The organism is Prosthecobacter debontii (genome assembly GCF_900167535.1).
Classification (GTDB): domain Bacteria; phylum Verrucomicrobiota; class Verrucomicrobiia; order Verrucomicrobiales; family Verrucomicrobiaceae; genus Prosthecobacter; species Prosthecobacter debontii.
Genome location: NZ_FUYE01000006.1, coordinates 38,345 through 64,486, shown reverse-complemented (window position 1 = coordinate 64,486; position 26,142 = coordinate 38,345). Strand labels below are relative to the sequence as shown.

14 protein-coding genes are annotated in these 26,142 nt (G+C 56.4%); 7 read left to right on the top strand and 7 right to left on the bottom strand.

What is annotated here, in order from left to right:
- Nucleotides 1–133: 133 nt before the first annotated feature.
- Nucleotides 134–9,148, top strand: a complete 9,015-nt coding sequence (locus B5D61_RS10540) for an RCC1 domain-containing protein (protein WP_078813352.1) — start codon at nucleotides 134–136, stop codon at nucleotides 9,146–9,148.
- 15 nt (nucleotides 9,149–9,163) lie between these two features.
- Nucleotides 9,164–10,135: a hypothetical protein gene (locus tag B5D61_RS25675; RefSeq protein WP_139373188.1), complete on the top strand. Its 972-nt coding sequence runs from the start codon at nucleotides 9,164–9,166 to the stop codon at nucleotides 10,133–10,135.
- Nucleotides 10,136–10,535: 400 nt separating this feature from the next.
- Here the strand turns inward: B5D61_RS25675 and B5D61_RS26260 are convergent, their stop codons facing one another.
- Nucleotides 10,536–10,808, bottom strand: a complete 273-nt coding sequence (locus B5D61_RS26260; RefSeq protein WP_176159348.1) for a hypothetical protein — start codon at nucleotides 10,806–10,808, stop codon at nucleotides 10,536–10,538.
- On the opposite strand from B5D61_RS26260, the gene B5D61_RS10535 reads away from it, so the two are divergent.
- From B5D61_RS10535 to B5D61_RS10520, 4 genes are all read left to right on the top strand, one after another.
- Nucleotides 10,807–11,601: a carboxypeptidase-like regulatory domain-containing protein gene (locus B5D61_RS10535; RefSeq protein ID WP_176159347.1), complete on the top strand. Its 795-nt coding sequence runs from the start codon at nucleotides 10,807–10,809 to the stop codon at nucleotides 11,599–11,601. The two genes, B5D61_RS26260 and B5D61_RS10535, sit on opposite strands and share 2 nt — an antisense overlap.
- Before the next feature lie 447 nt (nucleotides 11,602–12,048).
- Nucleotides 12,049–13,128 (top strand): M42 family metallopeptidase, encoded by a 1,080-nt coding sequence (locus B5D61_RS10530; RefSeq protein WP_078813350.1) that lies wholly within the window; start codon nucleotides 12,049–12,051, stop codon nucleotides 13,126–13,128.
- 431 nt (nucleotides 13,129–13,559) lie between these two features.
- Nucleotides 13,560–18,116, top strand: coding sequence for a beta strand repeat-containing protein (locus B5D61_RS10525; RefSeq protein WP_078813349.1), 4,557 nt, complete (start codon nucleotides 13,560–13,562; stop codon nucleotides 18,114–18,116).
- Between the two features lie 63 nt (nucleotides 18,117–18,179).
- Nucleotides 18,180–18,650, top strand: a complete 471-nt coding sequence (locus tag B5D61_RS10520) for a GNAT family N-acetyltransferase (protein WP_078813348.1) — start codon at nucleotides 18,180–18,182, stop codon at nucleotides 18,648–18,650.
- 126 nt (nucleotides 18,651–18,776) lie between these two features.
- Here B5D61_RS10520 and B5D61_RS10515 read toward each other — a convergent pair whose 3' ends face one another.
- From B5D61_RS10515 to B5D61_RS25670, 5 genes are all read right to left on the bottom strand, one after another.
- On the bottom strand, nucleotides 18,777–19,610 hold the full coding sequence (locus B5D61_RS10515) for a Spy/CpxP family protein refolding chaperone (protein WP_078813347.1): 834 nt from the start codon (nucleotides 19,608–19,610) through the stop codon (nucleotides 18,777–18,779).
- Nucleotides 19,607–19,963 (bottom strand): hypothetical protein, encoded by a 357-nt coding sequence (locus tag B5D61_RS10510; RefSeq protein ID WP_078813346.1) that lies wholly within the window; start codon nucleotides 19,961–19,963, stop codon nucleotides 19,607–19,609. The genes B5D61_RS10515 and B5D61_RS10510 overlap by 4 nt, the downstream gene beginning before the upstream one ends.
- Nucleotides 19,947–20,480 carry an RNA polymerase sigma factor gene (locus B5D61_RS10505; RefSeq protein ID WP_078813345.1) on the bottom strand — a complete coding sequence of 178 codons (534 nt, stop codon included), beginning with the start codon at nucleotides 20,478–20,480 and terminating at the stop codon, nucleotides 19,947–19,949. Before B5D61_RS10505 ends, B5D61_RS10510 begins: the two co-directional genes overlap by 17 nt.
- A 62-nt stretch (nucleotides 20,481–20,542) precedes the next feature.
- Entirely contained in the window at nucleotides 20,543–21,937 is a 1,395-nt protein-coding gene (locus tag B5D61_RS10500; RefSeq protein ID WP_078813344.1) for a sensor histidine kinase, read from the bottom strand.
- The gene (locus tag B5D61_RS25670; RefSeq protein WP_139373185.1) at nucleotides 21,915–22,589 is read right to left on the bottom strand and encodes a response regulator transcription factor; all 675 of its coding nucleotides are present in this window, start codon (nucleotides 22,587–22,589) and stop codon (nucleotides 21,915–21,917) included. The genes B5D61_RS10500 and B5D61_RS25670 overlap by 23 nt, the downstream gene beginning before the upstream one ends.
- A 322-nt stretch (nucleotides 22,590–22,911) precedes the next feature.
- On the opposite strand from B5D61_RS25670, the gene B5D61_RS26255 reads away from it, so the two are divergent.
- Complete coding sequence (locus tag B5D61_RS26255; RefSeq protein WP_078813342.1) at nucleotides 22,912–23,103, top strand: hypothetical protein; 192 nt, start codon at nucleotides 22,912–22,914, stop codon at nucleotides 23,101–23,103.
- 40 nt (nucleotides 23,104–23,143) lie between these two features.
- On the opposite strand, the gene B5D61_RS10480 is transcribed toward B5D61_RS26255, so the two are convergent.
- Nucleotides 23,144–26,128 carry a transglutaminaseTgpA domain-containing protein gene (locus B5D61_RS10480; protein WP_078813341.1) on the bottom strand — a complete coding sequence of 995 codons (2,985 nt, stop codon included), beginning with the start codon at nucleotides 26,126–26,128 and terminating at the stop codon, nucleotides 23,144–23,146.
- Between the last annotated feature and the right edge of the window lie 14 nt (nucleotides 26,129–26,142).

Genomic DNA, 26,142 nt, shown 5'->3' with positions numbered 1-26,142 from the left:
CGACCTTCAGGCCTTTTCGTGCCCGTGAACCGCCGATTCAAAAACTGTTCATAAAAGAAAACACTATTGACACCAAACCACTTTAGATGTTTCAAAGTCAACGCTCGTTAAAACATTTAGCCCCCCCTATTAAATGACTGCCAAAGCACTTACCTATAACTGGCTCCTCATTTCTTTTTTAATCCTCATATCGCCATCTCTTCACGCTGCCCCGGGGGATACAGACACCAGCTATCAGATAGATTTTGATCTAATCGATTCTTGGATACCTGTCGAAGGCGCCACAATTTCTGCCCTCACGCACCTGCCCAATGGCCAAATCATCGCTGCGGGTTGCTTCAATCGCGTGGGTCGCGATTCAGCCACATTAGCACCTCATGGTGCAATTGTTAAACTGAATGCAGATGGTAGTTTGGATAACAGCTTCATTGATCAAGAAGTTGTGGGAATCGATCCACAACTCCTTGTCCAATCGGATGGCGGAGTCATCCTCATTGGTGATAACGTCTTAGCCCCTAAATCCCATATCATTCGATTTAACACTGCTGGTGATATTGACGAAAACTATCCGCAGAGTCCAAATAATGAGTTCGCGAACGTTTACTCTGCAGTCATTCAGAACGATGATAAAGTTATTTTAAATGGATTAGTGTGGAATGATGTTGAGAACGTTTATACAGGCGTGCTGATTCGTCTCAATGTAGATGGAACAATTGATACCTCCTTTAATCCTGAGCTACCGGAGGGCTTTAAATCAGCTCGCTTGCTTCTACAGTCGGATGGCAAGATTATCGTTGAGGCTTTAGGACCGATGCCATATACAAGTTCTGATCAACCTGATTTTTATATACGTTTAAATACAAACGGTCAGTTAGATTCAACATTCCCTTCAAACTTTCCCAGGAATATATTACTCTTCCAAGGAGATGGTAAAATCGTATCCTATTCAGCCACAGAGAACAGAATAGTCCGACATAACGCCGACGCATCCCTTGACACCACCTTCAACTCACCCTCCATTGTTTGGGAGGAGTCCCCCCTTAACGATTACTCTTTGAGGTGGGATGGAATCCACGCGGCCACGCAACAAGCTGATGGAAAGATTTTAATCGCAAGTCCATTTTCTGGATTCAGTGGCGGGGTCAATATAAGAAACCTTGCAAGACTCAATACGGACGGTTCAATCGACACTTCGTTTGTGGCCTCCAACCCCCTGGATAACAGCCTAAAGGACTGCCCCCTATCGATGCAGCTACAGGCCGATGGAAAACTACTGGTCGGCGGATACCTTACCAATCATAGAGGTCTGGCGCGACTTCACAACTCGCCCGCGACCGAGAGCATGTATGTGGATGCCGGGAACAATCTCTACTGGATGCGGAGTGGTAGCGCGCCTGAAGTTTCTGAGGTATCCTTCGAACGTTCTCTCGATGCAGGAGTGACATGGACACTGCTGGGTGAAGCCACCCGGATTTCTGGAGGATGGAAATATTCAGACATCTCTCTTCCTGGGGGAAGCCTGATCAGAGCTCGTGCGAAAACACTGCCAAGCGTTATGAATCGACGCTATTGGAGTCATGGCTACATAGAGGCCACAAAGACTCTTTACAAGACCACTCCCGAGATCGCTATATCAAGCAACAATATACCAATCTCGAATGGCGACCTCACTCCTTCAGAGACGGATGGGACTCAATTTGAACCTGTCTTGGTTCCTGGGGCCAGCTCGACCCATACTTTCACCATGACGAATGATAGTGATGCGCTGCTGGAGATCACCTCCATCAGCACTTCCAATTCCCTTTTCCAAATTTCGGGGCCAGCATCTCTCACCGTCCCCGCCCGCGGAAGTCAGACCTTCGACCTCTCGTATCTTAGTGCTTTCGGTCCTATCGATAGCACGATCGAGGTTCACAGTAATGCCGTAAACACGCCCACCTTCAGCTTTAGTGTTTCCGGTCGCGGCAAGCAGCAAGTTCTTTGGGCCAAGTTCAATGACCAACCTATTCCGAATATAAGCGATGCTCCAGCACCCAGTATCGCCAACGGCACCGATTTTGGTACCTTGGTCACCGGGGACAGCCCCGAAACCCACTCCTTCGTTCTTGAGACCATCCATCCTGTGCCACGAGCGATCAGCTCCATCACCGTTTCAGGGCCCCATGCCAACGACTTTACGATCTCAGGCCTCACGGCCCCGCTCACCATTCCCGGCAATGAGACGAGAGCTTTCGGCATCACCTTCACTCCTACGGGTTATGGCCCGAGAGAGGCCGTCATCACAATTCACAGTGATGATGAAGTAATGCCTTCCTACAGCTTCCCCATCAGCGGAAAATATTTACACCCAAACCCCGAAATTGTGATCTTGGGTAAGGGTTTAGAAATCCAGAATGGAGATAGCAGCCCGAGTGTCGATGATGGGACAGACTTCGGAAAAAAATTGATCGGTGGAAAATATGATCAACCGTTTACCATTGAAAATCACAGCGACTCGATCCTGATCATCCATTCAGTGAGTTATGGCGCTAATGATGGGCACATCAAAATAGCGCCGCCGCTCAGCTTACCCATCAGCATTCAACCCCGGGATAGTTATCCCTTTACGGTCAGATTTGAAACGGACAATGGCGGATTCCAAAGCCAGGTCATTTCATTTCACAGCAATGATGCTGATACTCCAACCCATAGTTTTACCATCAGCGGCACTTCCATCTATCGAATGCTCAATGTGGTCGGCAACGGGCTATTGATTCCCCCTAACGACACAACGCCGCGTGCTGCTGATGAGACGGATTTCGGGACGTTGTTCCATAGTCATCCCGCTGTTGTGAGGTCTTTTAGCTTACAAACTTCCGGCACAAGAACAGTGAGTTCGATCACTTTATCGTCCTCCCAGCCAAGCAGTTTTTCTCTTGGCGGTGATTTGACCCTTCCTGTGCAGATTGAATCTGGACAGCCTCAAAATTTCTCGGTGATTTTCAATCCCGGAATCGAGACCCAGCCTGGGATGCAAGAAGCGACAGTGACGGTTACCAGTGATGACGAAGTAACGCCTTCCTACAGCTTTAAGATCCAGGGGCAATACAATGTCGCGACTTACACAACGAGCACCGACTTACCGGTGACGGGCAACAGCGTTTCCCTCGCGGGGTCCGCACCTCAATTCGTCTTAGACTTCGCACCTGAAACGGGAACGAATTTGACGTTGATCAACAATACCGGGAAAAGCTTTATCACCGGAGAATACGACGATCTTGCCCACGGCGAGTATGCGGTCCTCTACCACGACAATAAACCCTATCGCTTTGTCGCCAACTATTATGGCGGAGACGGCAATGATCTGGTCTTGCATTGGGGGGGCACAAAACCCTATGCCTGGGGTGAAAATTCTTCGGGACGGATTGGAGACAACACCGTGACCAATAGGACCAGCCCTGTGGCCGTCGATACCTCGGGAGCCTTGGAGCATAAGACCGTCCTGAAAGTCGCCGCTGGCGGCAGTCATAGTCTTGCCCTCTGTTCAGACGGCAGCGTGGTGGCATGGGGGGAAAATGGCAACGGCCAGCTTGGCAATAATTCGGTCACCGATAGTAGCGTGCCAGTCCTCGTCAATGCTGAGAGCGGCTCAGCCCTTTACGGTCGCACCGTCGTGGACATCGCCGCAGGATATACATTCAGCTTAGCGCTCTGCTCGGACGGCCGAGTCGTCGCCTGGGGGGACAATGCCAGCCGGCAATGTGGAGACGCTGCCACGACAGCGACAGACCGACGCCTTCCGGTGCTCGTCAGCACAGATTCACCTTCGGCTCTCTACTCACCCACAGCGCCCTTTTACAAAAAAGTCATCCGGATCGCTACAGGCTCCGCCGCCTATCATAGTTTGGCTCTTTGCGAGGACGGCACTTTGGTCGCCTGGGGGCGGAATACTGCCAAATGTCTGGGTAACAATTCAGCGAGCACTTATCACAACGCTCCGGTCCTCGTTAACAAGACAAGTGGCGCGTTACTCGGTAAACAGGTGATTGGTATAGCAACTGGGGCCGACTTCTGCTTGGCTCTTTGCGATGATCAGACGATTGCAGCTTGGGGCCAAAACGCTTCCGGTCGCTTGGGTAACGGCACCACCACGGATGCAGCCATTCCGGTCCTGACCTCGATTGCGCCACTTCTGACCCATGGCAGCAATCCGAATTGGACGATTCATAAATTGATCACAGGTGCTTCACACTGCCTCCTTATCAGGAGCGACGGAAGTGCCATTTCATGGGGCGACAATATCTATTATGGAAAATTGGGTATCAACAACGCCACGGATAGTTTCCTCCCTGTCTTCGTCAATACAGACAGCGCCGTATTATCCGCACTTGCTGGCAAGACTGTGGTGGATATCAGTGCCGGTGAACATCATAGCTACGCCCTCTGCTCCGATGGCACCATGACTGCCTGGGGCCATAACAACGTGGGTCAGCTCGCTATCGGCTCCACCAGTCCCGCCTCGAAGAAAGTGCCGACAGAGGTGGTTCAAGGCAGCCTGACGACGGATCAAAGGTTCGTCTCTATCTCCTCAGGCTTTGATCATGCCCTTGCCCTTGTGGCGGATAAATTTCCTGCCGATTGGGATGAGGACGGCATACTCGATTCTTGGGAATTTGCCCATTTGCCTGCGGGCAGTACTCTGGATGATCTTTTCACCTTTTTACCTGGCGATGATGCCGATCTCGATGGTGTAAGCAACTTGCAGGAATTTTTAGAAAACACGGATCCCAGAGATGCACTCAGCTATTTGGAACCCGTTGTTTGGACCAGCTTCCGGGGCACCCAAGCCGACGGGGTGAATGGAGGGTTGAAAAAGACAGCGGCCACAGGCACCGCGAATGCCGATGCTGTCGGTAGCAAGAAGCTCATCGGGGACGGTCGTGTCGTGTTTAAGGCCAATGCTTCCACCACTGTCGCGGTGGGCTTCAATTTAGAGAACCTCGATGCCACCCGTCCTGATCTGGATTATTGCATCTCCATTGCCTCGGGCAGTGCCCAAGTTTATGAGAATGGCACGGCGATTACGGCTGGCAATATGGGCGTTTATACCCCAGACACGCTGTTTACCATCGAACGTCAGGGCAACCAAATACGCTACTACAAAGACCAAGTCCTGTTTTACACCTCCGAGGTGACTTGCTCAGGTATCTTAACTTTGGATGCCTACCTCCAAACCATCAATCAAGTCATCCCCAGCGTCCGTTTCACCGGCGGCGATATGGACAATGATGCGATGGCGGACGCTTGGGAAAAAACATATTTACCCGCCTCGGCTGGCTTCGCGGAGTTGCAGGCCTTCCTCCCCACAGGGGATAAAGACGGCGATAAGGTGACGAACCTCCAAGAGTTTTTAGATCACACCGACGCTGCTAATTCTCAGGACATGCTCAAAGGCATTGCTTGGGAGGATCATTTCAATACGTCGGGATTCATTGGTTCATTGGAAAAGATCTCTGGAGGCGCGGCCGCTTACGATGCGGATGCCATCAGTCAAAAATCGTTTACCGATATTCGACTCTCCTTTCGTGCCTCTCCGGTAGGCACCCTCGCCATTGGTCTGAATGATGCCAACAACTCCAGGCTCCTCACCGACCTCAATTTCGCCATTGTCCTAACCAACGGGTCCGCTCAAATCTATCAGAATGGCACGTCAGTCGGTGCCAGTGGAGCGTTAGGAAAATTCGGCTCGAATACGCTTTTCACGATCAAACGCACAGGCTCCTCAGTCACTTATTGGAAGGATGGGGAACTCCGCTACACTTCCAGCCTCACAGCTTCGGGACTCTACATCGTTGATACGGCATTCAATACGATCCAAGCGCAAATCCTTGACGCCCGCTATGACAAAAACGATGCGGATGGCGATGGGATGTTTGATGACTGGGAGCGCTACTACGGGCTCGATCCAGAGGTTGCCGATGCGGCGATGGATGCTGATGGCGATGGGCTCACGAACATCCAAGAGTATTTCTTGGGACTCAACCCACAGAGCGACGATACGGACAACGATCTATTGCCAGACAAGTGGGAACTTGACCATGGCCTCAATGCGGCGTCGTCTCCAGAAGAGCGGGATACCTTCCTGGATCCCGACCAAGACGGACTTGATAATCTGGCGGAGTATCGAAATCAAACCGATCCTATGGATGCCGACTCCGACAACGACATGATGCCGGATGGCTGGGAGATCACCTATGGCTTTGATCCAACTTATGCACCGGACGCCTCTTGGGATGCCGATGGTGACGGCATCATTAACCGTCATGAATTCGCTTATGGCACGAACCCGCGGAAAAGCGATAGTGATAACGATGGCATCCCAGATTACTGGGAACTAACCCATTTCTTAGATCCCAAAAGCTATACCGATGGTCTGGAGGATCCCGATGGTGACAGCATCCCCAATTACTTGGAATATGTGAACGGCACCGACCTTTGGGTATCCACTCCACAGGGGCCGTCAACCTCGGCTGCAGGTCCTGTGCAGCCTAACAAGCCTAACGATCCACCACCTCAGCAAGGTCGCATTCTCGCCTTCACGAAAGTCAAGAATTCCAAAGCCTATGTGGATGCTGGCCGGATTTATAGTCCCCCAGATGAGCCCCTGCCCCACGGGCCGACTAACGTCGTCTATTTGACTGAGGTTACCGAGGACGTTTCTTCAGGCTTCAACGATTCATCGACCGAATCCATTCAGCCTTACGTCGGCGAATATACCTCTGGCGCTAAGACCGAGAAAAACGCCTACAGTTATGGTTACATGCGTTTGGACACCACATCACACCGTGTCACAAACGCCATTGTCGTGATACCTCCGAATCCATCGGACACTCCGATCTTGTCGGATCTCAAATTCACTGAAAAGGTCGTCACTCATTCGTCATGGCGGCGTGAATACTCAGATGTCTATGACTACTTCAAAAAGGACGGCGGTCCGTCTTATTCCTCCACGACCACCAGCACACGCAATGATACTTCCAACAAATGGGTGAATGACCGCATCGTTGCTGAGCGCAGTGGGCCCGGACTTCCGTCTTGGTATGGCCCCCTCCCAATGAATGGGACGCGAAAGACCGTGTCTTTTTTCAATCCTCAGCAGAGGACTCTACATTACGGTTATGTCACTGACGCGTATGGCAACGTCAGCTACTACTACGATGAGGGGCCCAACCCACACCCTGCCTCGACCTCTGAAAATACCACTGTATCGATTTCAAGTGTCAATGAATACAGCTTGGGAATATGGCTCACTCCTGAAACTCAAACGACAACCACCTTTACCTCTCACCGTCTGTCCGGGGACTTTATGAAAGGCGATAAAAAAGTCGGCACCTGGAGTCGTAGCTGGAGGCTTTCCGACCCCATCTCGTGGGGGCATGTGGACATGCGTATGCGCAAGCATCTAAAGGAACAAAACTATCCCTCCACTTGGACGCAGACCCAGAACAGCACCCAGATTGGCACGGCTGAATATAAGCGCGATTATCGACATGGCATTTTCAGTTCCGAGGCCAATTCCATTTCTTGGTATCTGCAATATGAGATTCCCGAAGGCTTAAGCCCCGAAGAAAAAGCTGAGCTACCGCCGATAAGCCGAAGTATCTTTCTTACCTTCAGGGATGAGGAGGGCACCATCGTTGATCAGAAGATCTTAAAGACCATCCTCCTTCAGCCTGGAGAAACCTCGATCATTGAGGAAACTCAGGCTATTGATGAAAAAGAGCTTCTTCCGCATGGTGGAAGAATTGAGATTTCTTTGATGCAGGCGGAGTTATACAGTGATTTAAATAACGACGGACAGGTCAATAGCAGCGACAACAGCTTTGTTGGAAAACCTTACACAAGCGATGCCAGTGAGGAGGAAAAGGACAAGGGAACTGAATTCATCTTTGCCAATGACTCGCTCTCAAACGGTGGTTGGGATAAGGAGGATAATGATACGCCCGGTAAGCCAACCGATACCGACGATGACGATGCTGAGGAGCTGCACATCAAGCCAGGCCTAACCGAAGGCGAAGTTTGGCTTGATCATCCTGCCATTGATGGATTGAAGTTTTACAAAACGAGGAAATGCACCGAAGAAATCGAGCTCTCGCCAAGCAATCACTTCATGATCAGTTCAAGCAATCCATTTCCTAACAAGGTATTCGTACGGGCTGAGAGCGTGACGTTCTCAACGACCAATCCGCAGAAGGAGGGAGACTTAAAACTGATGATCAAGCCAACTGGCAGCGCTGCCACTGGCTGCGAAGCTGCCAAGTTGAAGGTCACATTTATTAAGGACTTAGGCGCGACAAAATACTTCCAGGGCACCAGGGACTACATATTCGAGAATAACACTAAGAATTTTACACATAACAAAGATTATGGGAGCACCCGCTACCGCATCGTTGCAATGCTTGAGGAATCAACAGTGATGTTTGGCTTAGACACATACGATCACGTTGCCGACCAGCCTAGGCTCAAAGGTATTGATGCGGTGAAAGCCAGCTACAATTGTGACGTCATCATCAATGGGAATCAGTGCTTTAATAGCGGTGTGACTTTGCCAGGCGGTATGACTGATCGGTGTGACGGCCGTTTGTGTGTGGGAAGACTGATACTTCGCCCACCATCTGATGATACACACCATCCCGATCTTGGCGGAGCTTTGGGTCGTTATATTTGCCACACTCTTTCGCCCCAGACCTTCACGTTCGGAGCAGGGCAAATACCTGATCCGCCAAACATGGATCAAGGCATCGGCGGGCTGTCGACTAACTACACATTAGGCATCCGGCAATCTGCAGAAAATCAAGCTGTGGGACGTGGTAAAGGGCATGAAGCGGGCAAAGGCATCATCTTCACAGCAACGAATTACGAAGGCAAAGGAGGTGCTGCGGCACAGTTTGCAACTGATGCCCACAATTCTGGGGTGCAATCACTCACTGGTGGGAACCCTACTAACTGGGAACTTTTATTTTTAGACGGTTCTACATCCGTGGGTCTTGTGTTGAGTAACCCCGACGGAGATCAGCAAACCATCATAAAAGGAGCCAAACACAAGGGCTTTCCATACTACTATGTCAATACCTACCTCCTCTTTGAATGCGATAAGCCGAGAAACTAAAGCCACAAAAAAGCCGTGAAACAAACTCAATTCGTATTGATAGGTGTTTCGATCGCTGTCGTCCTTTCGGACGGATGCAGTAAGGAAGCGTCATCTGAAACATCCCTGCCATCACTATCACCATCGACGCCTCCTAAAGCCCAAGCAGTTGGATTAGCGATTAAGGACAAGGAAAGCGGACGACAGCCCAGGCAAAAGTCCCCTCAACTTGTCATTCTGCAAGATCAACCTAACCCTACGGCTGATCGTTTGCGGCAAGAGCTTGGTGATATCGAAAAGAACGCCCCTGAGCTTGCGGGTAAGATAGCAAAACTATGGAAAGAGAGTGTCACTCTACTCCCTCCTAGGATACTGCCAAGTGCAGCGAATGCAAGCGTTGCGAATGGAACGAGGCTGCCCTCAGAACTCGCAGATGTCATTCACTCAACATCAAGGCAAAATGATGCTTCATCAGCGCAAACAATGTTAAACGCTCTTGGCTTGGTAATGGCCTCAACTCAATCTGATTTACTCTCACAGTATGCCAAAGAACGAGCAAACACACTTCCTCCAACTACGACTGATATAGCCATCTTCGAAGCATTGAATCTAGCTATCAATGAATTAGGCCCTTCAACTGATGTATCTATTTTTGAAGTCTGGGAACCTTTGGCAAATGCAAGAAACCCTGTTTATCGCCTCCTTGCACTGCGTGCAGCAATCCACTCAACATCACGAGCCGCTTTTGGTCTATCTTCTGAAGATCCGAACTTCAACCGTGTCGATGCATCAGCCAAACTCGGCTTTTACCTAAACTTCCTTGATGAGATCGACCCTATTATTTTGTCTGAATCAATCACTGCCATATCAACTGTTCCTACGACCAAAGCTCGACAAACGATCGAGACATTCCTAATAACACAACAAAAACGTGGTGATACTTCACTTGCTCAAGTTGCAGCACAAGCCCTACGTACCCAAGAGCTAATTACCCAAGGAGCACCCTAATTGGTCTTCAGCCTCAGAGGCGCTGGCTCAACTAGACAGTTTCGGCAGATCGAGTGACTCGTTACTCAACGAACTACTGGCTCATTAATCCAGCTCGTAGAGTAGTTCCCAAATCCCTGTCGTTGCCAGCCGCCAAAGTGCTCATATCGTTCCCGCCACTGACTGCAAAAGGAGTGTGCGAAATCTCCGCCAAGCGACCTTAGCTCCTCACCGATGGAGTCAATTGCGGATCCGGTTCTCTCGCGCAACTCGCCTAATTCGCACCACCCTATTGCTAGCCCGATTCAGTCTTTATTGCACTGAAGGAAAGCTTTTCTTTATCGTAGCGAGCTAACCATCGACTCAAGTGATGAGCATAGCGCTGAATGGGTTTATTCGATCCAAAAGACCTTCGAGTGTTTCACAAGGCTGCTCCGGCAGTTCGGTATCGATACACATCCAAATTGATCACAATGAAACGTCTCGCCGCCATCATCGCTGCTGTTCTCATCGTTTGCATGGGCTGGTGGCTGTTTGCACCCAGCAGCCAGCCAATTCCTGCAAAAAGTGGTGCCAGCGGCCAAACGACCAAGGTGGTCCCCGAAGTCGTTCTCAGCCCACCCAATCCTGGGGCATCATCATCTGCGGGGGCTTCTCCAAGCCCAGGTGAAAGACTGAGTTTTGCAGAGCGCATGGTGAACGCCTTCTCAACCCCCATCACTTTTTACGGACGTGTTCTTGATCAACATGGCGCACCAGTCGTGGGGGCTGTCGTGCGGGGCTCCGCAGCAGTCTCCATGGGCGGCAACTCGACCAAGGTAACGACAACCACGGATGCTGCCGGTCACTTTACGCTTCGCTCAAAAGGAATGAGCTTCTTTGTGACAGTGGATAAGCCAGGCTACTACCACATCTACCCCGGCAAAATGCCGGGACTTGTGTCTGAAAAGGGTTTTGACTATGCCGAGGACCTGGGAAGAGGCATCCACAAACCAGATGCATCCAAACCAGTCATCCTGCACTTGTTTAAACCTGGAACAATTGAGCCGCTGACTCGGATTAAATCAACTTCGCATCGGCTTAGCCGAACGGGGAAGGCCGTCGAAATTGAATTGGATAAAGGAGCACACCGCATCTCTCTGGCGTGCACAACTGAAGACGAGGTGACACCCGACGGCAGATTCTCGTGGAGCTTTGAGGTCAAAGTCATCCAAGGAGGGCTGCAGCCTGCGGGCGAAACCTTTCAGTTTGAAGCGCCTGAGACCGGCTACAAGGAAACGGATGTCATCGACATGAACGACTCTCTGCCACGTCCACAATGGGCTGACTCGGTGCGTCGCTCCTATTTCGTGCGTTTCAATGACAATACCTTTGCTCGGATCAAGGTCGAAATGATAGCCTTTGGAGACTTCTTCACCGTTATCGAAGGCTACTACAATCCGAAGTCAGGTTCGAGGAATCTTGCAGCGGATCCATCGCAACGCTGATAACTCCAGCCTCGTCAGCCCATCTCACTCACGAGCGAACATTACCGCAAGCCGAGTCCACTAGATGGGTCACTATCAAATGCATCTACTCGTCTGCCCATCATGCCGCCAAAGCTATCTACAAGCTGTTCGCGTGCTACCTCTCTCGGGTCTTCCCGCTTGGATATGTGATGAGTGCGATGCATTTTGGTTAGAAAGTCCAGACAAGAATCCATCTGCTTATATATTCGGTTTCCCGATTTTATGCTGAATCACAGGCTCACGGATGAGAGGAGAAACTTGGAGTATTTGGCTGAACCAAGCAATCCGCATGGTAGGCATGGGTAAAGCGGATGACTCGGTCCACGTCCGGTGCGGCAACTCCACCCGCTTTTTTTGACGATTTCAGCATGACTTCCCCTCTTTGGCGGACGTTAGAAGGGGTTTGAGTTCCTTCTTTCTTTTGCCATGACCGCTGCCGCCAAGACTTTCCTTTTCGATCTCCTTTCCACCCCCAGCCCCACCGGTTTTGAAGTCCGCGGCCAGCGCAAGTGGGCGCAGTATGTGGGGAAGTTCGCCGATGAAGTCGAGAGTGATGCCTATGGCAGTGCCTGGGGCACGCTGAAGGGCAAAGGCAAAAAGGGCAAACGCATCATGTTCGAGGCCCATGCGGACGAGATCGGTTACATGGTGAAATACATCTCCAAGGAGGGTTTCATCAGCGTGGATCGGGTGGGCGGCAGTGATGTCGCCACGGCCCGCGGTCGCCGTGTGGATATCCTGGGAGATAAAGGCACCGTGCGCGGCATCATTGGCAACATCGCCATTCACATCCGTGAAGACCGGGACAATGAAAAAGCACCCAAGGTGCATGAGCTGTGGGTGGACATCGGGGCCACCAGCGCCGGAGAAGTTTCTGATGCAGGCATCCGCGTGGGGCACCCCATGGTGTATGCCGATGGGGTGGAGGAGATCGGCGCGCATCGTCTGGTCGGTCGGGCCCTGGACAACCGCATCGGCGGCTTCATCATTGCGGAAGTCATCGCCCGTCTGAGCAAGCGGAAGACGCCTCTCAGCTCCAGCGTCATCGCTGTGAATGCCGTGCAGGAAGAGATCGGCGGGCATGGGGCTAAGATGGCCGCGCACCGCCTGATGCCCGATGTGGCGATCGTGCTGGATGTCACCCACGCCACCGATACCCCGAGTGTGGATGTGAAGAAAAATGGGGAGGTCAAACTGGGCGGTGGCCCCAGCCTGACGCATGGCAGTGCCAACCATCCCGAAGTGGTGAAGCGTCTCATGGAGGTGGCCGCAGCCCAAAACATGCTTCTCCAACACGAGTCCTCCTCCCGCTTCACCGGCACGGACACGGATGTGATCTTCAATCAGCAGCATGGCATCCCCAGCGCCCTCGTCTCCCTGCCCCTGCGCTACATGCATAGCGTGGTGGAGATGGCGGACCTGCGAGACATCGAGGCTGTGATCCAACTTTTGGTTAGCTTCGCCGAGAGCGTCACAGACAAGGATGACTTTCACGTGAAGCTGTAACGCGGCTCGGGCAGACGCCCACGTTGCGTGACGAAACGTCCCTTTCGCCGACGCCAGAGACCGTCAAGCGAGGCCTCAACCTAACCAAGAGCTTCGTCACCCAATACCCAATGTCTCTAGACTTGCCCTAGGGACGGGATTTCGTGCAACTTTACGGTCCCGCCTGGGGATCTCTTAACCTGAAACCGAAGGCCTTACGCGCTCCTAGAGGCCTCCCCCAAGACGATCCCCAATCCCCCCTTTTTCATGGGGAGGACCGTGTGCAACCAACACTGATACTTCCGTGTTGAGTGTGCCCCCGCAGCCCTGGTTTGGCACGTGCGGTGCTGTTAGTTAACCCGCATCCCCCCCGGAGCCCGATCTGCAAAAATAAGCACCTTCATGGTGCAGGAGGTCCACGGCCTGGCGCTGGTGATGAACCCTCCTGCACCATGAAAAACTCGTCCTGCTTTTCACTCGCCGTCAGTCTCTTCCTGATGGTGAGCCCCCACGCTTCAGCCCAGCTCTTTTGGGATCCCAACGCCGCTGACGGAGTGCAAAATGGCAATGGCAACTGGAACCTGACCGACGCTCTGTGGAATACCGGCAGCGGCAATACCACCTGGGACAACAGCGGCTCCACCATCGCCTCCTTCGGCAGCACCGCGAGCAAAACTGGCGGCACCATCACCGTGCAGGGCACCCTCAATGTCGGCGGCATGCGCTTCAATGCCCTGAGCACCTCCACCGGTCAGGATCTACCCGTCACCATCGCTCACACCATCAACGGCGGCACGCTTCAGTTTGCCGATAATGCGGTCATCGAAGCGGCCAACAACTCCTCCAGCGGCAGCGGCTCCGTGCTCTTCATCAATCTCAACTCCGTGCTGAAAGGCAACGGACTCACACTTCAGCGCCCGGTGGAGACTCGCATCAATGGCTTTCAATACATCCGCTTCGGCTCTGCCAATCCAGACCTCAAAGGCGTGCTCAACGTCAATGCCCGCGCGGCGGATAACGGCATCTTCCTCCTGCTCACGGGCTTCAACAACATCAGCGGCATGGACAGCGTGAATGTGCAGTCGGGCAGTGTGCTCGCCACCGGGGGCACGAGCAACAACTACACCATCCCCATCAGCATCGCCGGGAACGGCCAGGGCAACGGGGCCATCCGCATCGACAGTTCGAGCATCCGCTTCACCGGAGGCATCACCCTCTCGGCCGATGCCGGGATCATGACCAACCGCGGTATCCTCAACACCAGCATTGACTCCGCCATCACGGACAACGGCCTCGGCTATGGCTTCCAGCGCTTCGCCAGCTCCGCCAACAGTGTGCTCACCCTCAATGGCACCAGCACCTACAAGGGCACCACCACCTTTGGCCGCTCAGGCGCCACCGCCGGGGGCATCACGATCCTGAACTTTGCCGCTGCTGGAGCGCCTCAGAGTGATATGCTCTATCAGGGGGTGACCACGGCAGGTGGCCTGGCAATGATCGGAGGCTCTCAGGGCAACAGCACCTTCATCATTCAGGGCAAAGACGGCACCGAGAACAGTCAGCGTTTCGGCAATGTCGTCGTGTCCGGCACCCGCTCGAATGTCACCCTGACCTCGGGGATCGGCGGCAGCGTTTCTCTGAACCTCGGCACCATCACCCGCAGCGGCACCGGCTCCATCGCTTTTAGCACCGACGCTTCCAGTTCCATCACCTCTAGCATGGCCAACGGCTTCCTGGGTCCGTGGGCCACCCTGGTGAATAAAGAAGACTTCGGCTCTTGGGCCAAGGTGGAAAATGGCCAACTCCAGGCCTTCTCCGGCTCGGCCATTTTTCTGGACGGAGCCATGCTGAGCACCATGGGCATCAATGCGGATGTGAACATCAATGAATACTCCACCGAGGATGTGTTTGGCGGCTTTGGCACCTTTCAGGTGAATTCCATCTCCATGAACGATACCACCACGGCCCGCCTGGTGGATGTGGGGGATGGCAGCCTCCTGAAGCTCGGCAGCGTGGGAGGCATTCAGATCACCAAGGATGCGAAGAGCTTGGTCGTCGGCATGGAAGGCTATGCAGGGGCGATCCAGGCCGCCACTGGCAATGGCCAACTCTGGCTGACCAACCTGTCCACGAGTGGCACTCTCACCGTCAATTCCTCCATTCAGAGTGCGGTTTCCCTCTTCATCAACGGCACAGGGAAAACCATCCTCGCCGGAGCGAACACCTACAGCGGCAGCACCCAGATCAGCAGTGGTGAGCTGGAGATCCGCCATTCCATGGGGCTCGGTGACAGCGTCCTCTCGGGGGCAAATACCACGGTCTTGGTGAATGGCACGCTGCGCTTGGGCGGTGGCATCACCACCGATGAACCGATCATCCTCAACGGTTTCGGTTTCAAAAACACCGGGGCCCTGATCAATACCGATGGTGACAACACGGTGGTCCGGGCCGTGACGGTGGGCCAACCGACACGCATCAACAGTGAATCCGGCACCCTCATCTTCCGCGCCACCAGCGGCACCACGGATGCCATCACCTCCAGCGCCTCCGGAGCCACCACCGCCTTCGGTGGGGCCGGGGACATCACCATCCGAGGCAAAATGAATGCCTCAAGCAACGTCATCACGAAAGATGGCGCCGGCACGCTCACCTTTGCAGGCACGCAGACCTTCACGGGGGCGATGACGCTCTCCGCAGGCACCGTGCACCTGGACTTTTCAGATGCCTACTCCCCCTCCACGGACATTCTCTACAACGGCATTGCCACACCGGTGGCCATGGGACTGAACAGCACCGCACTGAAGCTGACGGGTGCCGCAGGCGCCACCAACTCCCAAACGCTGGGCACGCTCTCCCTCTCGAACAAAGCCGACATCACCCTGGTGCCGAATGGAGCCAGCAGCCTGACCTTGAACTTCGGCACGGTGACCCGAAATGCCTGGAGCATCCTCGGTCTGGATCTGCCTAGCGGGACAAGCCTGCGCCTGAACACGGGGTCTAACAATACCCTCATCAGTTACAATGGCCGCGCCTATGCCTATATCCGAGACAGTGTGAATGGAGATGAATGGGCCGCTACCGGCGTGCTCAGCGGCAGCACACGCCCAGTCGTCACGCTCTCTTCCATCGGCGGTTATGTCAACTCCACCGCGACCTCTCTCAGTGGCAATGCCAACCTCGTCACAGCTACCACCACCCTGAGTGCAGACACCACCACGACGACGCTCCGCTTTGCCCAGGCGCAGGATACCTTGATCACCGATGGCGCAGCGGCCACCACCCTCACCACCAGCGGCATCCTCGTCTCCAGCACCGTGGGCGCTCAGTCCGTGACCATCTCCACCGATTTTCTCCGCCCGTCTCCGGCGACGGTGGCCAGTGTCAATCCTGACCTCAACATCATCCAGAACAACACCCAGGGTGCCCTTTACATCACCGGCGGCATCACCAATTCCCTCAGCAGCACTGGAACCGCCGCCACCGTCTCCGTCGCGAAAACCGGACCGGGGTTGGTCGTCCTGTCGGGAGCCAATACCTTCAGCGGAAACCTGCGTGTCTATGAGGGGGCCATTCAGTTCGCCGCTGGCAGTAGTGTGAACAACAACATCGAGTTCATCCTCGGCTCCGGCAGCAACAGCGGGAAGATCATCCTCGGCAGTGAGAGCACCGGTGTGACCTTTAACATGGACTACATCACCACGCAGGGCGTCGGCACAGAGAACCGTATCGTCGGCGGTGCCTCCACCATGTCACAGATCTTGCTCGCAGGCTCGACAACCACCCCCAGCACTTTTAGCAACGGCATCATCGGCGGATCAGGCCAGTATGAAAACAACATCGAAGTGCGCCTCTCCGCCATCGACGGCTCCCTCTCACTCGGGCCTAACAACACGTATGCAGGCGCCACCATCAACTCACGCGGCACCATCGTGGTGGAAAAGCTGGCCAACATTGGCGAAGTCAGCTCCCTGGGCACCGGGGACTTCAACAGTTCCGCAGGCACCATCCTCATGGCCAACCAAACCACCGGCACCGCGGGTTCCTACGCCACCGCCATTTTAAAATACATCGGCAGCGCCGACTCCGTGACCAACCGCCCGGTCAGCGTCACCAACTCCGATGATGTAGGCGACATTGTCACCGTCACCGCCGTCCTGGAAAACGCCGGCACTGGCACTCTGAAATTCACCGCCCCATTCACCGCAGGCGGCAGCAACGCCGCCGACCGCACCCTGCGCCTGACCGGAACGAACACCGGCCTGAATGAAATCGTCAGCTTCGCCGATGCCTCCAGCACCATCCTGGGCAAGCTGGAGAAAGAAGGAGTGGGCACCTGGGCGCTCACCGGCAGCAGCACCTACAGTGGTGGCACCACCGTCCGTCAGGGCATCCTGCTCGCCAACAATAACCCGGCCCTCCCAGGCTCAGCCACAGGTCTCGGCAGTGTCACGGTGCAGGCTGGGGCGACCCTGGGCGGAACCGGCCGCGTGGCCCCTGGCGATGGTCAATCCATCCTCATCTCCGGCGGCACGCTGAATCCCGGTCTGCCTGGCCTCAGCGTGAGTGCCGGCACTCTCACCCTGGATACCACGGGAGCTGGCATGCTGACGCTGCAAAACCAAGCCTACATCTCGATGGATCTCATCTCCGGCTCTGGCTCGGGTGATAACACCGCCAATGCCCTGGCAGCCGATCGTCTGAAGATCAGCGGCCAAGTCACCCTCGGTGCAGGCACCACGCTGCGCGTGAGTAACCCCAACGGCATGACAACCTGGGCGTTGAATGATCAATGGCAGCTCTTCGACTGGTCTGGCCTCACCACCCCTGTGCAGGGCGGGTTCGCGACCTACGATCTCCCCACGCTCCCCGAAGGCCTGGCCTGGAATGTGGATAGCCTGCTCACCACCGGGGTGCTCTCCATCTCCACCCTGGTGGTGGTGCCCGAGCCCAGCCGCCTCTTCTTCCTCGGCCTCGGTTTGACCAGCCTCATCCTGCGCCGCCGTCGGTAAGTCCCACGCTTTCCGATCTTGCTTTCCGCCCAGCCTTGGCTTGCTTTGAAAAGCCCGCCAGCCATGCCTCCTGGATACACCCTCCGTCCTGCCACGAATGCCGATTGCGAAGCCGTCCGCGCCGTCGTGCTCAGCGTGCTGGCGGAGTATGGTCTGCAAGCCGACCTCAGCACCACCGATGCGGATCTTTTTGACCTCGAAGGCCACTATGCTCAACGCGGTGGCTGCTTCGAGGTGGTGGTTGACCCGAATGGAAAAATCATCGCAAGCGTGGGTTTACAACCCCAGGGTGAAGGCCTCTGCGAGCTGCGCAAAATGTATCTCCTGCCGCAGCACCGTGGCCGTGGCATCGGCCGAACGCTGCTGGACCATGCTCTCCAGCGCGCCCGTGAGCTGGGCTTCCGCGAGATCCACCTGGAAACCGCCAGCGTCCTGAAGGAAGCCACCGCGATGTATGAACGCGCCGGGTTTCAGCCCTATCAGCCGGAGCATTGCTCCGCCCGCTGTGATCTGGCTTATCGGCTGATGCTGTGAGTGATGCGGGCACTCCTGCCTGCAACGAAAGGCCTAACGAGGGATCTGTAACCGCAAGGTCATGAACGGAACCGCCGTCAGACCTCCAAGCATTCTCCCCCCTCATGCGGCAGCCCATCACAGCCTTCAGAGCTTCAGCATCTGCTCTGCCCAAGTGAGCGCTCGTCCCACAGCTTCGGCATCCTCGGTGGCTTTGGCTTCTTCGAGGGCTTCTTTAGCTTTCAGCAGTTGCTTCACCTGTTGGATGGAGATGAGCGACTGCGCCGCCGCAGCCACTTTCTCATAGCGGGCTTTGAGAGATTCCACATCGGTGTCTCCGGGCTCATAGCTGGAGAAATCCGCAGGAGGGGGCAGTTCCGCCTCATCCACCTGACTCTCCAGCATGAGCTGATCCAGTGCCTGATCCGCTGCAGTCCACTCTCCCTGGCGGATCAGGGCCTCGATCTCGCCGCCGCGCTTTTGCATCGCCTGCGTGGGCGGCACGCCGAGGGAGTCCACCGCCATGCGTAAACGCGCCGCCTTCTCCCGCACTCGCGACTCCAGACCTGCACGCCGCGCCTGTTTGGAGGACGCCAAAGTCAGCGCCTTCTTTTGCTGCTCAGGATCCAGCACATCCCGCAACTGCACCAGCGCCTTGAGGTGCAGATGTTTCACCGCAGCCTCCGCCTCCATCAGGGCATCCAGCCGAGCCGCTGCCTGTTCCTGGCCGGTTTCCGGTTTGCGCAGGCTTTGCACCAACTCGCGCTGCCGCTCACGCACCTGCTTTTCCAGCGGCGCGGCCTCCGCTTGCAATGCTTGAGCGATCTGGGTCATCGTCGCCTCCTGCGCAGAGGTGAGCTGCAACTCGGGCTTGAGAGTGACGATCATCTCCGGGGTGATCAGGCCGCTCTGAAGCAAGATCTCCGGTCCGGCGAAGAGCGGAAGTGTTAGCAGTGAAAAGACGAAACCAAAGTGTTTCATGGCAGGGAAAGGGTGAGATGCGCAGGCAGCAGGGCATCACTCGGCGCAGCAAAGGATTCATCAAGACTGGCGAAGAGCTCCGCCGGGGGCGCCTCCAGCAAGACCGGGAGGGACTCGGCAAGCCGAGGTTGTTCAGCGACGGGAACGGCTTCCTCGAAGGTCACGCCCAAGGCCAGCATCAGCACCAGCGCCGCAGCCAAGGGAGCCCCGACGAACCACGCGAAAGAACGCTGCGGAGCTGCTAGGCGCGGAGCTTGCAGCAGGTCAGGATTCCAAGCCGGTGCTTCGGCATGATCTGCACGCCGCATCTGCTGGAAGCGATCTCGGAGCTGGGCTTCAGGGTCCATGGTCATGAGTGGGAGAGGAAGGTGAAAGGAGGGTTCTCAAACGTGCTTTGCCGCGTTCGTAATGCTGGCGCACGGAACCTAGGCTGACCTGCATGACGGCGGCGGCCTCGCTGAGAGACAGGTCCTGATAAAACACCAGATGCAGCGCCTCGGCCTGACGTGCGGGTAACATGCCCAGGGCCTGACGCAGTTGCAAAGTTTGTTCGTCCTGCTCCACCTGTCGTGAAGGAGAGGGTGGCGTCACCCGCGTTTCGCTTTGGCCCTGACGCCACAGCTTGCTGAGCAGGCTTTCCCGATACCATTGCCGACGCGCCTCCTCGCGGGCGGTGAGGCGGATGATGCCGAACCACCAGGTCTTGAAGCTGGAGCCGCCTTGGCGCTGCAAGCTGCCGCGCGCGAGTTTCAGATACGCATTCTGCAGCACTTCCTCGGCCCGATGGTGATCTCCGCCGCAGCAGTGCAGCGCCCAGCCAAAGGCATCGGCATGCAGGGCGTCGAGGTTGTCGGCAAGTTCGCGCTCCATTCATTTGTCAGGTGAGTGACCTGGTCTCTCCGCCTGTATGACAGGGGTTTTCCAAAAACGCTTCAATTTCCCGGAATATGGATCCAGAAGACCGCCCCGCCTCCCTCGCGATTGTGGGCACCGGAATACCCGCCATGCGCCATGGCGATGGAGCGCACGAGGCTGAGCCCCAGGCCCATGCCGGAGCTCTTGGGGCGGGCAGCGCTGCCACGCACGTAGCGGTCCCAGATGATTTCGATCTCATCCGGATGCAGCCCGGGGCCGGTATCCTCCACGGAGATGATGGCACCGGTGCCTTCGCCCTGCCAGCTCACGCTGATCTGGCCGCCAGGTCGGTTGTAGGCCAGCGCGTTATCGAGCAAATTGGAGACGGCCTGCGTCAGCAATTCGCGATCGATGTTCAGCGTCATGCTCAGGCCCGGCACCAGTTTGAGAATCAGCTTCCGATCTTCCGCCGCCGGCACGAAAAGCTCCACCAGATCCGTCAACAGCTCATCCAGGGAGGTGACTTGACGATGCAGGCGCAGCGCGGCGTGATCCCCGGCTCGGATGGTCAGCAGCGTCTGCACCAGTTGGGTGGCACGATCGATCTCTTCCAGACTGCGGGCGGCTGCTTCACGCGCGGCCTCGTTGTCGGTTTCATCATGGAAATGCTCCAAGTTTCCTCGGATGCGTGCCAGCGGGGTGCGCAGCTCGTGGGCCAGGAAGTCATTGGTGGTCTGGAGCTCGCGTGTCAGGGCCTGGATCTGATCGAGACCGATGTTCACCACCGAGGCCAGGGCTCGCAGTTCAGGGATGGCCTCCTGCCCGCGCAAGCGGCTGTTATTCCCCGGCAGCCGCATGCGCTCCGCAGTGCGGGTGAAGGAGAGGATGGGCCGCAGCACCTCATGGCGAAACCACATGACGGGGAGCAAAAGGATCATGGCGGCAGTGAGTCCCGCGAACCACAAATGCCACTCGATATTGCGCAAGTGCATGCGTGACTGCGTATCCGCCCTGCCCATCCACAGAGTATTGCCATCCCAGAGCCGGATGGCCCCCAGATACAGGCGGCCTTCACGATCCGTGGCGGCCACTTCCATCAGGTCCATATCCCCTTTATCTAACAATGATCGCATCGTTTGTTCGGGCCAAATGAAGCCTTTAGCTGCGGATGACATCTCTTCAGAGATGATCTGTCCGGAGGCCGTGGTCAGCCGCATGGCATCATGACTCAGTGGGCGCGGGGTGGCCTGAAACACCCGCTTCACCCCCGCCAGCCCGCTCTGCGTGTAGATGGCGGAGTATTGCATCAGCTCATCGGAGATGCGATTGCGATGAAACTGCCGCATGTCCTGATTCACCGCCATGCGGACGAACACCAGGATCGTGGCGATGCAGATGGACACCACCGCCACCAACAGCAAAATCAGCCGCCATACGGACGGAACCTTCTCACGCCAGAGTTTTAAAAACATAGCCCTTTCCGCGAATGGTCTCGATCTGCACGCCACAGCCAGGTGCCTCCAGCTTGCGGCGTAGGCGGCAGATCATGGCATCCACCACATTGGTGCCGGGATCGAAGTGAATGTCCCACACCTGCTCCAGCAAAAACTTCTTCGGCAGCACGCGGCCTTCATGATTCATCAGCACCTCCAGCAGTGCCCACTCACGCGGTTGCAATTCCACACTATCGCCACCGCAGGAGACCCGATGGCGCAGCAGATCCAGGCGGCAATTGCCCAGGCTACGGTGCGTGGGGATGGGGTTGGTGGCCCGACGATGCAGCGCCTCCACCCGCGCCAGTAATTCCTGATGGGCAAAGGGCTTGGTGAGGTAATCATCCGCCCCCGCCGCGAAGCCCCGCACGCGGTCTGCCACATCGGCCCGCGCGGTGAGGAAGAGCACCGGCGTCCGCACCCCCTCACGGCGCATTTTTTCCATGAGGGAAAAGCCATTCATATCCGGCAGCCCCACATCCAGGATCACCACATCACACTCTTCATTGAGAAAGCACTCCATCGCCTTTGCCGCACTGCTTTCCCAGCGCAATTCGTGCCCGGCATCATGCATCCATCCCCTCACTTGACGTGCGAGTTCGGGATCATCTTCGACAAGCAAAAGATTCATGGGCTATTTCAGGCTCGGTGAAAAGGCGTTTCAGACTGCGCTTTCCCGGGGGTAAACGCCAGTAGAAATCCTTTCCTTTTCTGACTAGCGCATCTCTTTAGCCTTCATAAACCATTCCGAAACAGCGAAAACCCGCCCCCGAGTCGCCCCGACCTAAGAAAGGTCGATTTCGCAGAAAAGTATGATCAATCATTACCAAACGGTAAGGTGACTTTATGAGGATTTTCGCAAATGATGCTAATGTTCACTGAAGAGTGAACGTTTACCCCTTCGAATCCCCCCACACACCGCGAGTTCTCATTCGCCCTTTCCAATTTCTGTCATGGCACGTTATCTGGCATTTTCCGCAGTCATTCTCGCCCTTGCAGGCGGCATGACCGCGTATCTCAATGCCCATCGTGCCCAGCCATCTCAGGCTCCTCTGAAGATGGAATCCAATTCTGGGAGATCTACCGCTCCGGGGGGGGTTGGTGGACACCAGTTGAAACTCTCGGCGGTGCCAGGAAACATCTGATCCTGGCGCCGCCGAGATCATTCGCTGATTGAAGATGGCATCAGCGAAGCTCTCGGACGGCCCGCTCGAAAGTTCTTACGGAGACTTCACCCTGCCCATAGCGGCCTGAGGCATACTGCTGCGCCAGCGCCAGGACAGCCTCGCGATCTCCAGCCACCCGCTGGGCATAGGCCAGTGGACCTTCATTTTCCCGCCGTGCGGGTAATCCCAGCTTTTCCAAGCGACGGCAAAAATGCGCCCAGGCACTGCGCCAGCGATCGGGGTCACGCGCTGGCCGCCGCAGCCACAGTGTCAAAAGGAGCAACGCCAGCAACACCGCACCGATGCTGATGAGCAGCAGCCAGCCCTCCTTGATGCCGCTCAACCCCAACCGTGAGAGCCAGCCGAACTGCGATTCGTCATCGAAGCTGATCACGGACTGATACCACTCATAGTTCACCTGATCCATGAACAGGCGCACCTGCTGCATGGCCTGCCACCAGAAGCTGTTGCGCTGTCTTTCCAGAGCTTCTTCGTCGCCTAACAAATAACCTTGCAAATCCGAGTTTAGGCGTGCCGGGGCCAGGACCGCCGTCGGGTCCACCCGCGTCCAGCCTCGCTCATCCAGCCAGACTTCCACCCAAGCATGAGCATCCGACTGACGCACGATCAAGTGCGTGCCGGTGATGGACATCTCCCCACCGAGATAGCCCATGACAATCCGCGAAGGCACGCCGGCCACGCGCATGAGGGTCGCAAACGCTGCGGCGAAGTGCTCGCAGAAACCGATCTTCCGCTTCGTCATGAACTCCTCCAGCGCCACCCCTCCCAAATAGACTCCGGGCTCCAGGGTGTAACGATAGCCCTGACTGCGCAGATAGTTCAGACCCGCTTGCACGACCTCCGTATCTCGCGTCGCCCCCTGCCGCCACTGACCGGCCAGATCCCGCAGACTCGGGGCTAAATCCGCCGGGAAATCCAGGGCCGCCTCACGCTGAAACGGGCTCAGGGATTCCACCCCCATCTGCGGACGCGAGGTCACCTCCACACGCCGGACCTTACGCACCGTGTCGTGGGACCAAAGAATCCGCTCGGAGGATAAACCGGAGATGCGCTGCCCCGGTGCATAAGCGATGGGCACATCCAGAGCCGGGAGCCAGGCCTGACCATGCGGCTCCATGGTGATGATCTGCCGCACATCGCTCGGCAGTGGGCCACCCACTTGCGGGGCATAGCTGCTATTCAGACCGCGATTCCAACTCAGCCCCTGACACTCCCACAATACCACGCAGCGCCAGTAGCGGTCGCGATTCGTCGGGAGCTGGCCATCGGGAAACTCCACCCGGAAAGCCGTCGCCGTGTTCTTGGCCAATTCCAACACCTTGCCCGGATCGAGCGAAGAAGGCACGCCGGTGACGTTGGTGCGCCCACCGCTCATCCGCTGGAGGTAATCCAGGCTGAAACGCGGGAAAATGAAGAACAGCAGAAGCACCAGCGGCAGGGCCTGCACCAGCAGCTTCACCGTCTGAAGCGCTGGCGCCTTCCACCCCGGCACTCCACGGCGGAAACGCATCATGCACCCGGTGATCAGCGCGAAGGAGGTGAACATCCACACCGAGCGCATGAGACTCTGATCCGCCATCAGACCACACAGGCACAGGAACCAGCCGATCATGGCCAAGACTTGAAAATCATGCGGGGTGCGGGACTCCAGCAGCTTCCCGCCGGATAACGCGATTAAGACCGCAATGCCCGCCTCCATGGTGAACAAAGTGCCCTGGGTGAAATACACTGCGGCAATCCCCAGTGCCGTCAGCCCCAACGGCACGATCTTGGTCTGAAGAGGCCGCACCGTCACGTTGCGGATGACCAGACTCACGAAAAGCACGATCAAGACCCAGATCGACACCAGGTCTCTCAGAGGCAAGGCCGTGATCAGCAAGACCGCACTGAGTAGAGACAGCGGCCCCCGCGAGACCTCGGAGTTATATTCATGGCTGGGTGGCACCCGCAGGGTTTGCCGAGACTCCGCCGCCGCCAACCCGCCTGCGTGCAGCTCCGCCACCGCCTGGAGACAGCGCCGTGCATGAGATTCCCCCTGCCCGACTGGGATCTTCAGCTCTGGCAGACTCAGCGAGTAGGCTAGCCCCTGCTGCTCCGCAGTCTGAATCCAGCGTACCATCTGCCCGGCTTTTTCCTCCTCAGGCAGAGCCAGAGTTGCCCAGTCCAGATGCACCGCTTCACTCAGCCCGGAGGCCCAGGTCTTCACCATCAGCGGCCGCCCACGCGCCACCGCCCGCCAGTCGATGTGCCGCGGCGAGTCTCCGGGCTGCCACTCGCGCACCCCCGCGAAGTCATCCCCTTCCCGACCGGGTTTGGATTGTTGAGAAGAGCGGCTCTGCCCGCCGGATGAGGTGGCCTTCTCCGCCGCAGTCGGCAGCGGTAAATGCCCAGAAGCCGGAGGCACCGCGCGGCGGCTCAGCTCCACATTCACCACCCGCTGCGCATGCAGCAGGCCGAGCGGGTAGGCACTGCGCAGAAGAAGCTTCAGTGGCCCACCCCGAGCCACCGGCAGACGCAGATGCAACCGCACGGATTGACCCGCTGGGATCTGCTCGACAAAGGCCGCCTTCGGTGATCCCGCCAGCAGCACCTCCAGTCCGCAAGGCATATGTCCGGAAGCCGCACGCACCTCCACCGGCAGCACTTCCTGGCCGCCGGATTGGAGGGGATTGGCCCCCACGCGGATTTCCAGGCCACGCAAATTCGCCCGGGCATAGACGTAGCTCATCACCCCCAGAGCCCCCGCGGTGAAGGCCAGCAGGTAGGCCGCGCCATTGGACTGAGCCGCACCGGCATAGGCCATGGTGCTGCAAACCCCGATCCATGACAGCGTGTGCAGGTTAAAACGGATGCGCGTACCCGCCGTGACCTCGCCCGCACCACCCCTCCGCCTAACCAAGGATGAAAAACGCGCCCACCAGCCTCCCGATGCGGAGGCAGGAGATGGCGCAGCAGCAGCATTCATGCGGCCTTCCGAGTTCATCGCGATAGAGGGGG

What these genes read in the sequence shown, in the direction of transcription:
- B5D61_RS10535 (WP_176159347.1), top strand. Translation starts at nt 10,807, where the DNA reads ATGGTGAACGCCTTCTCAACCCCCATCACTTTTTACGGACGTGTTCTT.
- B5D61_RS10540 (WP_078813352.1), top strand. Translation starts at nt 134, where the DNA reads ATGACTGCCAAAGCACTTACCTATAACTGGCTCCTCATTTCTTTTTTA.
- B5D61_RS10525 (WP_078813349.1), top strand. Translation starts at nt 13,560, where the DNA reads ATGAAAAACTCGTCCTGCTTTTCACTCGCCGTCAGTCTCTTCCTGATG.
- B5D61_RS10510 (WP_078813346.1), bottom strand. Translation starts at nt 19,963, where the DNA reads ATGACCATGGACCCTGAAGCCCAGCTCCGAGATCGCTTCCAGCAGATG.
- B5D61_RS10500 (WP_078813344.1), bottom strand. Translation starts at nt 21,937, where the DNA reads ATGTTTTTAAAACTCTGGCGTGAGAAGGTTCCGTCCGTATGGCGGCTG.
- B5D61_RS10530 (WP_078813350.1), top strand. Translation starts at nt 12,049, where the DNA reads ATGACCGCTGCCGCCAAGACTTTCCTTTTCGATCTCCTTTCCACCCCC.
- B5D61_RS26260 (WP_176159348.1), bottom strand. Translation starts at nt 10,808, where the DNA reads ATGCGCTCTGCAAAACTCAGTCTTTCACCTGGGCTTGGAGAAGCCCCC.
- B5D61_RS10505 (WP_078813345.1), bottom strand. Translation starts at nt 20,480, where the DNA reads ATGGAGCGCGAACTTGCCGACAACCTCGACGCCCTGCATGCCGATGCC.
- B5D61_RS10520 (WP_078813348.1), top strand. Translation starts at nt 18,180, where the DNA reads ATGCCTCCTGGATACACCCTCCGTCCTGCCACGAATGCCGATTGCGAA.
- B5D61_RS25670 (WP_139373185.1), bottom strand. Translation starts at nt 22,589, where the DNA reads ATGAATCTTTTGCTTGTCGAAGATGATCCCGAACTCGCACGTCAAGTG.
- B5D61_RS26255 (WP_078813342.1), top strand. Translation starts at nt 22,912, where the DNA reads ATGGCACGTTATCTGGCATTTTCCGCAGTCATTCTCGCCCTTGCAGGC.
- B5D61_RS10480 (WP_078813341.1), bottom strand. Translation starts at nt 26,128, where the DNA reads ATGAACTCGGAAGGCCGCATGAATGCTGCTGCTGCGCCATCTCCTGCC.
- B5D61_RS10515 (WP_078813347.1), bottom strand. Translation starts at nt 19,610, where the DNA reads ATGAAACACTTTGGTTTCGTCTTTTCACTGCTAACACTTCCGCTCTTC.